Consider the following 10,128-nt stretch of genomic DNA (forward strand, 5'->3'; position numbering starts at 1 on the left):
AAAAACAATTCTAGCGGTCGCTATTAGCCATGAGTCACCCACTATTTTCAGCCAATTTAACGAGTTGTGGACTTCCTTCTCGACCTTAACAGGCTGGCTGGTACTGACAGAACTGCGGTTTACAAACCGGATAATTGAGCCTTGGTTTTCGGCATTCCAGATATTATCTCAATTCTAGACTTATCTTGTCCAGCAAGCTTTGATTAAGTTTAGATAACTATTTCGCCCTGTAAGTTAACCTCTTCTTTCCCCCAAGGCAGGAAGTTTGATATAGGAAGTTAATTTTCTTAATTTCCTGTCATAAAACTTAATAAAGCTGTATAATCCTTTGCGGAAAGCACTGTTGATTCTATGTAGATATACGAACGCTCAGAAACAGCATCCTATTTTTGCCCTTGCTGGCATACACGCCAGGGGGTGGAAGCTCGAATCATCTAGCGCCGGACATTATGCTTTGCAACTTAACTGCTCAAACGCGAGCTTTCATCGCACTAGATCCCAGTCAGTGCGTTTCACAGCCAGCAATTTTCAGTTTCAGCGGAAAATCCTTACTTTCTTCGTATTCTAATTTCAGGGGTCATATGTGGCGAAGACTATACTTCGGCGAACAACTACCAAAACACAACTAATTCAAGTTATGAACAGCCCAAAAGTCAGTGTAATAATTCCTGCATTCAATGCAGCCGAAACCCTGGCCGAGGCCGTTGCCTCCGTAGTTAATGGCAGCCACAAGCATCTAGAAATTTTAATTGTTGATGACTGCTCGACAGACGATACTAGAAAAATTGGTGCTAGGCTGGCCAAGCAAGATTCGAGAATTAAGTTCTATAGAAATCCCCACAATTATGGGGTTTCCAAGTCAAGAAATTTAATGATCAAGCGGGCAACCGGCAAGTATGTAGCGTTTCTAGACAGTGACGATACCTGGGAACCCAACAAGCTAGAAGTTTGTTTGAAGATGCTCGCAGACAATCCCGAAGTCAAAGCAGTTGCTCACGCTTTGCGGTATTTAGACAAGCATGGCAACAAGTTGAGTTACGTTCCTACCTATCCTACAACTAAAGCCGAAATGCAGGCGATTAAGGAGACAGGCGAAAGTCCTTGGGTTTTCCCGTCTTCTGTGGTAGTCGATCGCTTCATTTTGCTCAAAGAAGGTGGCTTTGCAGAAGATTGGGAGGTAGGAGAAGATACAGAGTTATTTACCAAAATTGCTCAAAAGCACGGCTTGCTAGCCGCGACAGCACCTTTGGGAAATTATCGAATTAGAGGAAACTCTCTCACAGACAAGCACTGGCTGAAAAAGCGCATAGCTTCTGAATGTGTCAAGGAAAACCAACTGCGGCGCTTGCGGGGAGAAAAAGAGTTATCGCTCAACGAGTACGAACAGTTGTGCTTTAACAATTTGCCCCTTTTGCCAAGGCTCAACAAATTCCGAGAAGTTTTGGCACTGCACTACATGAGAAAGGTGGGACAAAGTTGGTTGAATCGGGAGATTGTACTGACTCTGATTTATGGCATCGCTACGACAGCCCTCAATCCTCAAGCTACTCTGAACAAGTGGAAATGGATGAAATCTCACGAGAAGTTGAGCCGTCAAACGACAGAAAGCACCCGTCATGCAGCAGAATTTAATCCCCAGCGATCGTCGGAAGTCAGCGGTTTTTCCTAAAGGCTCTTGTATTTGTATGCAGGTTTTAATCTAAGACGGTTCGATCTGAACCGTCTTGGAGATAAAAGCCTCTGAAAAATAGATACGCTCGATCGCTCTGGCGTCGCGCGATCGCAACAAAGCGTTAACCATCGCGTATAGTGTTATATTCAGCCGCCAGCCTCAACCCGAGCGAGCCGGAAATAGCAGCCTGTGCCCGCCGTGCTATTTGCTGCCAAAACAATTAAAATAGATAAGGTTTCATTCAGTTGACAGTTGACAATTGACAGTTGACAGTTGACAGCAGTTGACAGTTGACAGCAGTTGACAAAGAAGGAAGAGGATTGGAGCAATCAATCGTCTTTTTTAAATTCCTCCCGATCGGGGTTCCGGCTTTAAACCAATTATTTATGGTAAGTAAAAAGCCAAGTTTTGTGAATAAAAATGGGTAGGAAACCTATTTGTTAGGCAGAAAGTAAAAGCAAAAAAGTAACAAAAATTATGCTTTCTACCTTTTTACCTGATACCTTCAGAGAACGATCGCCTTTTTACTTTGAACTAGACTAAATTTATGGACTGGCAAGAAATTTCTGGCAACTGGGTATTAATTCCCTCAAACTCGAAACCGATCGCGATCGTACATTTTCTCGGCGGCGCATTTGTAGCTGCTGCACCGCAACTGACCTATCGGTGGCTGTTAGAGGCCTTGGGGAATCAAGGATATGTGGTAGTAGCAACCCCGTTTGTCAATACTTTGGATCATATTGCGATCGCCCGCGATGTCCTCAACAAGTTTGAAAATGCCCTCGATAGGTTGCGCGCCAAGAAATTGCTCAAATCTTCCTATCTGCCTGTCTACGGCATGGGGCACAGCATGGGATGCAAACTGCACTTGCTGATCGGCTCGGTGTTTGACATAGAAAGAGCCGGCAATATTCTGATCTCTTTCAACAATTATGCAGCATCCGAAGCAATCCCGATCGTCGAGCAAATTTCCCCCGTCTTTAACGTAGAGTTTACCCCTTCCCCCCAAGACACCAACCGCCTCGTGCAAGATAGCTATCAAATCCGGCGCAATCTTTTAGTCAAATTTAACAGCGACAACATCGACCAAACCCTGCTGTTAAATGGTCTGCTAAAACAAAGATTTTCCGACATGATTACAGTTCAGACACTGGCCGGCAACCATCAAACGCCATTAGGTCAAGATGTTAGCTGGCCTGTCGGTCAAATTTTTACACCCTTCGACGCGATCGGCCAATGGGTAAAACAAGAAGTGTATCGAGAATTAAATCAATTAAAACGGACAATTCTGCTGTGGCTAAACCCTCTGTCGCGCGTTTAAAAGCCGATGAGCCGATCAACCCAAAAGTTCGTCCGGCAACTGCAAAATATCATCTTCGTCGTCCGTCTCGGGGATAGGAGTATAGTTTTTGACGATCGACAGACAGTTACGACCATCAGCCGTTCTGGTATAACTGAGACTGTCTGCGATGTCTTTCATCAACTTGAGGCCCCGCCCGCCCGAAGCTTCAGGATCGATCGTTTTCGACATATCTTGAATTTTTTGCTCTAAATCAAAGGGAGAGCCCGAATCCCAAATTTGAATCTCTACAGATTCAGCAGACACCACCACGTTAATCTCCACCGGCAAATCCGGCCGTTTGCCCTCGTGGGCGTGACGCACCGCATTTGTAAAGCCCTCAGCCAAAGCCAACTGACAGCGTATCCACACACTTGCAGGAATTCGCTGCTCGTATAATTTTGCAAACCAGGACAAAACTGGCTCTAAAGCACTCTGGCCAGTATTGACTTGAAGAGCCGCTTTCTTTAGGACTTGCAACTTTTCGGAACCTTTTAATTCAATCACGCTCAGCCACTAAAATTATAGTTCCGTGACATACTCCTACACTGATTGCAAGCAATACAGTGTAGGCTTCTCATCCAATCCAGCTATTGCTTCGGAGGCGATGAGCTTTGTTTTAAGTCCACGGAATGCCCTACCGCAGACTGTAAATTTCTTACCTTGTACCCTACAAATTTTACTGCCCTGGATGAGATGCTGGCTGATTCGCACTATCGGACAAACCCGGAGGTAATTTGCATTAATCAAGATGTGCCTACTTGCTTCTATGCTGTGCAACGGAGTCGCTTACCAATAATCGCAATGCTACTGGACAGAGGCTGATCAGACACCGATAGGGGTGAAGTTAACCAAATTTATTCTATCAAATTTATGGGTACAAACAAAATATGACAGCTCATTTCCGACCTACCCTCTTCCCTCGCCTCCGGCATTGGTCAGAGGATTGTCGTCAACTCGCTCGCAATTCATCTCATCACCTCCCTATCGGGCAGGTGAAAGGCTTCTTGCTGTTTTATTAGCTAAAATAGAGGCAAATATTATACTGCCTGTACTTTACGTTGTTAACTTTTTTGCCAAAATGCGGGCAACTGCTAGCGCCAACATCACCCATCGCAGTTCTTCAATGGCAGCGTCATTTTCCAGTTGCTGCTGCGGCGGCTGACCGTGTAAAACCAAGCAAAATTGAATGGGAGTTCGACTGTACTGGCTTGTACTGCTAAAAAAATAAATGTCAAATCGAGTAATTAGCTGTTTACGATACCAGAAGTCGCGCCCCGATGTCAATTCGCCCCTGCTGCCCAAAAAAAATCTATCAAAGTTTATGTTCTGAGGATAAACTGGGTGAAGTTCGACCCAACCAAAATTTGCATCAAATTTAAAGGTAAATTGAACTCGATGGCTGGCCGGCAAAAGCATTTACCTGAAAAGCGATGTTATTAGACTATACTCAATCTCAGACAATCGCCCTCACAGGATATATTTTAAATGACCCCCAGACCTTTGAAAGACTTGTAGTACCCGAGTGCCATGTTTCAAATTCTGGTTATTGACGATGATACGGCTGTTCAAGAACTGCTGAGAAGAACCCTGAAAAAACAGGGTTACGAAGTGACAGTAGCAAGCAATGGCGAAGACGGCGTGGCCCAGGCGCAAAAATTGCGTCCGGCGCTGATAATTTGCGATTGGATCATGCCGCGTTTGACCGGCATTGATGTTTGCCGTCGAGTTAAGGCTGATCCGGAACTGTCAACTACACAATTCTTTTTGTTGACTTCTTTGGGTTCGATCGCCGATCGAGTCAAAGGGCTTGACGCCGGTGCCGACGATTTTATCTCCAAGCCGATCGAACTCAACGAATTGCAGGCGAGAGTACGCGCAGGATTGCGGCTGCACCAACTCAGCCGAGATTTGAAAATTGCCAAGCAAAGCCTGGAAGCAGAGTTAGCCGAAGCAGCGGAGTACGTGCAATCGCTGCTGCCCGATCCGATGACGGAACCTGTCAGCATCGAGGCAAAATTCATTCCCTCCCGGCAGTTAGGCGGAGATTGCTTCGACTACAACTGGCTGGATGCCGATTATTTGGCGATTTACTTGCTTGACGTAGCCGGTCACGGGTTGCGGGCGGCGCTGCCTTCTGTGGCGGTGCTGAATTTGCTGCGATCGCGCGCACTGCCCAACATTGACTACTACAAACCGAGCGATGTTTTGCGGGCCCTCAATACCACCTTCCAGATGAGCTACCAAAATGACAAATATTTCACCATCTGGTATGGCGTTTACAACCGCATTACTCGGCAGCTAACTTACGCCAGCGCCGGCCATCCCCCGGCCGTGTTAATTTCCCAGTCCCCTGCGAGCACGGCTAAAATCAAGCAATTAAAAACCCCCGGAATGCCAGTTGGGATGTTCCCCGACGCCCGCTATGTCGATAATTGCTGCGATGTCGAGGATTTAAGCACTCTCTACATCTTTAGCGACGGGGTATACGAGATTCACCAACCTGACGGCAATATCTGGGGGCTAGACCCTTTCATCGACCTGCTAGCATCTTACAACGGTGCAACTGCCGATCAGTTAGAACTGGTTCTGAACTACATTCAAAAGTTGAACGCTAAAGCAGTTTTTGATGATGATTGGTCTTTACTCAAGATCAACTTTGGCTAGCTGACCTCTTGCATCACATTTGCAACCAAATGGCAAGAAGACAGCAGCCAAAAGAGTTAGTTAGTGGAGACAATTTTGCGATTAAAAGCATCCCGGGTCGGAAAGATCTCGAAAACTCGATCCATGCTGGTGAGTTCAAATAAAATGCGGATTTGCTCGTTGATAGAACAGACGACTAATTGACTCCCAGCGGCCCGGACTGTTTTGAGCGCTAATACTAAAGCGCCCAAACCAGAACTATCCATAAAAGTCACATCAGTGAAGTCTATCAATACCACATCGGCTCCCGCTTCCACTAGGTCGCTAATCTCTTGGCGGAATTGACTTGCCTTGGTGCCGTCTAAAATGCCAGAGGGCTGAATAATTTTAACTACAGGACTCATATTTTGCGATGGGAATGTCAGAATTTCTAGCCAGACTAGGCTAAGTATAGCTGCGAGATGGACTCCGATCCAAATAAGAGAAACGGAAAATCCGAGAACGGGAGAATATTGTTGAGTGCAAGAGATGGCGCTCTTTGCGGATGGGAACGCCGATCGGACTCGCAGCGCTTCGCCACCGCGAGTGAATTGTGAGAGGGGGACAATTTTTGTTCTGCTGAATACAGAATGGCATCAAACTAAGCTAACTTTGGCGCGGTAGAGGAGTTTATCGCCTTGTGTGTAGCCTGTATAGCGGACTTTGACGGGTTCTCCGGCCTGGGCTGTTCCTTCGATGAGCTGGTGCTGTTGCGGGTTGTAGGGAATCTCTGCTCCTACTGGGGCGATCGACTCTATGCCCCAATGCTGCAATAACTGCTCGACGGGGCGCAGCAACGGCAGCAGTTTCTGAGCCCGCAAGTGGTGATTTTCCTGAGCTTTGCTGGCAGCAGTCGGCCACTGCAACATCCAAGATTCTAAAATTTGTACGCTAGCAAGCTGGAATTCCTCCATCAAAGACGATCGCTGCTGTGCGATCGCAGCTTGGAGGCGCTGATATTCTTGTTCTAAGGCTGTGGGTGGTGCCTTTTCTAACTCTACAAAGTCTGGCGCCAGGGTTGCGAGCAGTTCATTTAAGGAAATTTGCAAAGCTTGACTAATTTTGAGCAGGATGTCGGCTCGGGTTTTCAAAGCTAAGCCGCGACGCAGGCGGATGACCTGAATTTCGGGAACTCCTGCTTTTTGGCTGAGTTCTCGATCGCTCGAAATCCCGGCCTGTTGCATCAGCCGTTGCAGTTGAGGAGCATAATCTGGAATATTAGCTGCCACGAAAAATTCATCCAAATTAATAAATGGACATATTCTCGATCGTAAACTGTTGCGAGCTTTAAGGAAATACATCTTTGGGGCGGGCTAGAAGCCCACTCCACAACTTTTGTGGCACAGGCAAGATGCCTGTGGCGGGCTCTTCGGCCCACCCCACAAAAGAAAGTGGCACAGGCATCTTGCCTGTGGCGGGCTCTTCGGCCCACCCCACAAAAGAAAGTGGCTATTTGACTGCAACTTTCTCGGCGGCTGTTGTAGTTGTCGCAGAACCTTGCAAATGCGCTTCTAGGAACCACAAACGCTTGTCAATTGCCCGGGAGATTTCGGTGTACAAGTCGGCTGTATCGGCGTCGCCGAGTTCTGATGCTTTGTCGATCGCCACTCGCAGATGTTGGGCGTAGGGTGCATAGCGATCGGCTAAAGCAGTGACGTATTCCTTGCCATCTAGAATGTCGAAAGGAAATTCTGGCAAAATCGAATCTGCGGCGGCTGTGCGGGCTGTTCCGACAGCCAAACCGCCCAAAGCAGTGACTCGTTCAGCAACCGTATCGACGTATTCTTCGAGTTCCCCGGCCATTTCGTCAAACAGCAAATGCAACTGATAGAAGTCCATGCCTTTGACGTTCCAGTGAGCTTGCTTGACTTGAGTTTTTAAGTCCAGAGTGGTTGCTAGCGTGGCGTTGAGCAGCCCGACTATTTGAGAGCGGGTGGCGGCTGACATATCGATGCGCGTCGGGTAAAGGTGTTGTTTGTGGTTGTTGGTAGTCATAGGTTTTTAGGTTGTTAGTGGTGATTGTCGATCGAATATCTGAGACAGTTTTGACAGTTTTGGCTGTTTTGGCTGTTTTGGGCGATCGAATATTTGCCTGTCGTGAATTGCTCAGGCTAGGTGCATCTGCAACACAGCACGGGGAGCTCGGCGGATTTTGCACGGGATAGTTTCTAAACCGAGGCGCTGGCAAGCTTCGTACCGGTGGCAGCCGGAAAATCCGTAATACTGGCCATCTACTTCTAGCACGTCGATGGGTTCGTTTAAACCTACCTCCCGGATGGATTCCATGAGGGCGGCTACTTTAGTTCGATCGTTGACTCGGGGCAGGGGGCGGCGAATCTGGTTGAGGGGTATGGCTTCGATCCTCATGGTGGGTCTCTTTTTTGCTTCTTGTTAAATCATACTCGTAATGACTTCGACTTGGCAAGAGAAATGTCGGGAAATTTTGAGCTTGGGAGAACGGGGGCGTGCGATCGACCGTTTGCTGTAGTGTTTGAGGTATAACAAAAAGACAGAGGTCAAGCCTGTTTTTAGCGGTAAACGCGTTCAGCGTGGTTTATATAGAGCCTCAACTGGCAAAACAATCAATGCTGATCCCGACTTCATGAAGGGAATAGAGGGATTGCCGTTTATTCCTGTAGTTTTAGGACTGTGGACTAAAATTACCAACGTAGATGTCTAACATTGACTACTTTTGGGTAGCTTTGTCCAGGTTTTTACGAGCGGTTAGAAAATCCTAACTACTGCTATTTTGGCAGGAAGTCCCCAAAAATAATTTATTGGTAACACGCAGCACCGCTAGGATTTTTCATGCCTTTCGATAGATCGATCGACCTCAACGTTCTAGGTACAGTGGGACAAAAGATAAATTGTGGTTTGATATTATGGCATCATCCCAACCCCTCAAAGGTCTTGAATTGATCGACTGCGCCAAAGCCAATGCCCAACAAGGAATCACCACAGCCGCCGAGCTTTGCGGCTACGGAAGCGACCTCAACACTTTTGAGCGGGAACTCAAAGAAGCTTGCCAAAAAATCGGCGTCGAAGTCAAGGAATTGAACGACTTGATTACGGATCAGCAGATGATCAAACAAGGAATGGGCATCGAAATTGCTCCAGATACTCCCTCAGAACTCTAAAATCGATCTCCAGCACACCAGGAAAGAGAGCTAAAACCGCCCAGACACGAGTATTGTCAGTCTTTCACAAGAGGCAGGCTAGAATATTTTGCATGGGAGCTTCTGACTTTTGGCAGGAGTCGTGTTTCCTCCCACGAAGATGGTTCTTTCTGGAGGATGCTGAGATTGTTAGGAGGACTGTCGTGTCAGATCAGCAAGATCGAATAATGCGTTTGTTTATAGAGGAGGCTAAGGAGCACCTCGATACTCTAGAAAATGGTTTGGTGGATTTGAAGTCCACGATGAAAGACCCCGAAATGGTCCAAGAGATGTTTCGAGCCGCCCACTCTGTGAAAGGAGGGGCGGCTATGCTCAGCTTGGATAGTATTAAAACAACCGCTCACCGCTTGGAAGATTGTTTTAAGGTACTCAAGGATGGGCCCGTCAAGCAAGTTGACCAAACGGCAGAATCTCTATTTTTAAAGGGAGTTGATACGCTTAAAGACTTGCTGGCGCGACTGGAAGGGCCTTTTGGCTTGAGGAATGAAGAGGGAGAAAAACTCGTCCAGCAGGTGATGCCAGTTTTTGCTCAACTGGAAACTCATCTCAACAACTTGGCGGCGGGCAAAGTTGTGGCGGTTGCTACTGCTGGAACTCGTGCACCTGTCGCGGCTCCAACAGCGGGCGCCGCGCCGGGGAATTTTGCTGTTCAAGTGATGGTTTTACTGAAAGAGATGTTGCAGGTGTTCAAGCAGAAAGAATCTGCTGCTAGCCGTCAGGAATTGGCGACTGCGTGCGCTCGACTCTATAAGTTGGGAGCTAAATTTGAGCCTTGGCAAAATTTAGTTAAAACTGCTAGAGGGGCGATCGTTAATCCCAAAAACTCTTATAAAGTCTTAGCTCCGCTGATTATCAAAGAGCTCAAGGATGCGGGAGATTTGGTGCAAACGGGGAAAGTTAAGACGATCGCTCCGAGTAAAAATTTGCTACTTTTGGTAGCAGCCCCAAAACCAGCAGAGGTAAGCGCCCCAGCAGCCCCAGCAGCAGCGTCGAAGCAAGTAGCTCTTCCCGCTGAACCTAAGGCGGTAGTCAAGCTTTTGCTCAAAACCTTCAACAAAAAGCAACTCTCGGAAATTGCCAAGTTACTGGTTCACGCCATTAAATCCTCTTCCTAGGAGCAAGAGTTAAGTGGCAAATAGTTTGCTAAACTTATCTAAAGTTGATTGCTGAGAGTCAGTTCCATGTTTGCCGTCAAGCGAGCGCTCAAATTAAATAATACTGAAGCAACCTTGATGGCAAAACACGCAGGCTTTCGG

Annotated in this window: 11 protein-coding genes; 5 read left to right on the plus strand and 6 right to left on the minus strand. The window is 47.2% G+C overall.

Features of this window, described 5'->3' with window-relative positions:
- Window positions 1-637: 637 nt before the first annotated feature.
- A complete protein-coding gene (locus tag JGK11_RS31740) occupies window positions 638-1,669 on the plus strand; it encodes a glycosyltransferase (RefSeq protein ID WP_293187033.1) in 1,032 nt (343 codons plus the stop codon).
- A gap of 550 nt (window positions 1,670-2,219) precedes the next feature.
- Window positions 2,220-2,993, plus strand: coding sequence for a DUF1350 family protein (locus tag JGK11_RS31745; RefSeq protein WP_293187035.1), 774 nt, complete (start codon window positions 2,220-2,222; stop codon window positions 2,991-2,993).
- A gap of 15 nt (window positions 2,994-3,008) precedes the next feature.
- Here the strand turns inward: JGK11_RS31745 and JGK11_RS31750 are convergent, their stop codons facing one another.
- A complete protein-coding gene (locus tag JGK11_RS31750; RefSeq protein WP_293214364.1) occupies window positions 3,009-3,518 on the minus strand; it encodes an ATP-binding protein in 510 nt (169 codons plus the stop codon).
- Between the two features lie 549 nt (window positions 3,519-4,067).
- Window positions 4,068-4,298 carry a hypothetical protein gene (locus JGK11_RS31755; protein ID WP_293187037.1) on the minus strand — a complete coding sequence of 77 codons (231 nt, stop codon included), beginning with the start codon at window positions 4,296-4,298 and terminating at the stop codon, window positions 4,068-4,070.
- A 243-nt stretch (window positions 4,299-4,541) separates the two neighbouring features.
- Here JGK11_RS31755 and JGK11_RS31760 point away from each other — a divergent pair, with 243 nt between their 5' ends.
- The gene (locus JGK11_RS31760) at window positions 4,542-5,678 is read left to right on the plus strand and encodes a SpoIIE family protein phosphatase (protein WP_293187038.1); all 1,137 of its coding nucleotides are present in this window, start codon (window positions 4,542-4,544) and stop codon (window positions 5,676-5,678) included.
- Window positions 5,679-5,734: 56 nt separating this feature from the next.
- Here the strand turns inward: JGK11_RS31760 and JGK11_RS31765 are convergent, their stop codons facing one another.
- The 4 genes from JGK11_RS31765 to JGK11_RS31780 form a co-directional block, all read right to left on the minus strand.
- Entirely contained in the window at window positions 5,735-6,061 is a 327-nt protein-coding gene (locus JGK11_RS31765) for an STAS domain-containing protein (protein WP_293187039.1), read from the minus strand.
- A 231-nt stretch (window positions 6,062-6,292) separates the two neighbouring features.
- The gene (locus JGK11_RS31770) at window positions 6,293-6,997 is read right to left on the minus strand and encodes a helix-turn-helix transcriptional regulator (protein WP_293214366.1); all 705 of its coding nucleotides are present in this window, start codon (window positions 6,995-6,997) and stop codon (window positions 6,293-6,295) included.
- Window positions 6,998-7,145: 148 nt separating this feature from the next.
- Window positions 7,146-7,691, minus strand: a complete 546-nt coding sequence (gene dps, locus JGK11_RS31775; RefSeq protein WP_293214368.1) for a DNA starvation/stationary phase protection protein Dps — start codon at window positions 7,689-7,691, stop codon at window positions 7,146-7,148.
- Window positions 7,692-7,802: 111 nt separating this feature from the next.
- Entirely contained in the window at window positions 7,803-8,063 is a 261-nt protein-coding gene (locus JGK11_RS31780; protein WP_293214370.1) for a sulfiredoxin, read from the minus strand.
- A 515-nt stretch (window positions 8,064-8,578) separates the two neighbouring features.
- Here JGK11_RS31780 and JGK11_RS31785 point away from each other — a divergent pair.
- The gene (locus JGK11_RS31785) at window positions 8,579-8,833 is read left to right on the plus strand and encodes a hypothetical protein (protein WP_293187043.1); all 255 of its coding nucleotides are present in this window, start codon (window positions 8,579-8,581) and stop codon (window positions 8,831-8,833) included.
- A gap of 182 nt (window positions 8,834-9,015) precedes the next feature.
- Complete coding sequence (locus tag JGK11_RS31790; RefSeq protein ID WP_293187044.1) at window positions 9,016-9,987, plus strand: Hpt domain-containing protein; 972 nt, start codon at window positions 9,016-9,018, stop codon at window positions 9,985-9,987.
- The last annotated feature ends 141 nt before the right edge of the window (window positions 9,988-10,128 follow it).

It is taken from the genome of Microcoleus sp. PH2017_34_RAT_O_A, from assembly GCF_020737885.1.
GTDB lineage: Bacteria > Cyanobacteriota > Cyanobacteriia > Cyanobacteriales > Microcoleaceae > Microcoleus.

What these genes read in the sequence shown, in the direction of transcription:
- JGK11_RS31765 (WP_293187039.1), bottom strand. Translation starts at nt 6,061, where the DNA reads ATGAGTCCTGTAGTTAAAATTATTCAGCCCTCTGGCATTTTAGACGGC.
- JGK11_RS31740 (WP_293187033.1), top strand. Translation starts at nt 638, where the DNA reads ATGAACAGCCCAAAAGTCAGTGTAATAATTCCTGCATTCAATGCAGCC.
- JGK11_RS31745 (WP_293187035.1), top strand. Translation starts at nt 2,220, where the DNA reads ATGGACTGGCAAGAAATTTCTGGCAACTGGGTATTAATTCCCTCAAAC.
- dps (WP_293214368.1), bottom strand. Translation starts at nt 7,691, where the DNA reads ATGACTACCAACAACCACAAACAACACCTTTACCCGACGCGCATCGAT.
- JGK11_RS31780 (WP_293214370.1), bottom strand. Translation starts at nt 8,063, where the DNA reads ATGAGGATCGAAGCCATACCCCTCAACCAGATTCGCCGCCCCCTGCCC.
- JGK11_RS31785 (WP_293187043.1), top strand. Translation starts at nt 8,579, where the DNA reads ATGGCATCATCCCAACCCCTCAAAGGTCTTGAATTGATCGACTGCGCC.
- JGK11_RS31760 (WP_293187038.1), top strand. Translation starts at nt 4,542, where the DNA reads ATGTTTCAAATTCTGGTTATTGACGATGATACGGCTGTTCAAGAACTG.
- JGK11_RS31770 (WP_293214366.1), bottom strand. Translation starts at nt 6,997, where the DNA reads ATGTATTTCCTTAAAGCTCGCAACAGTTTACGATCGAGAATATGTCCA.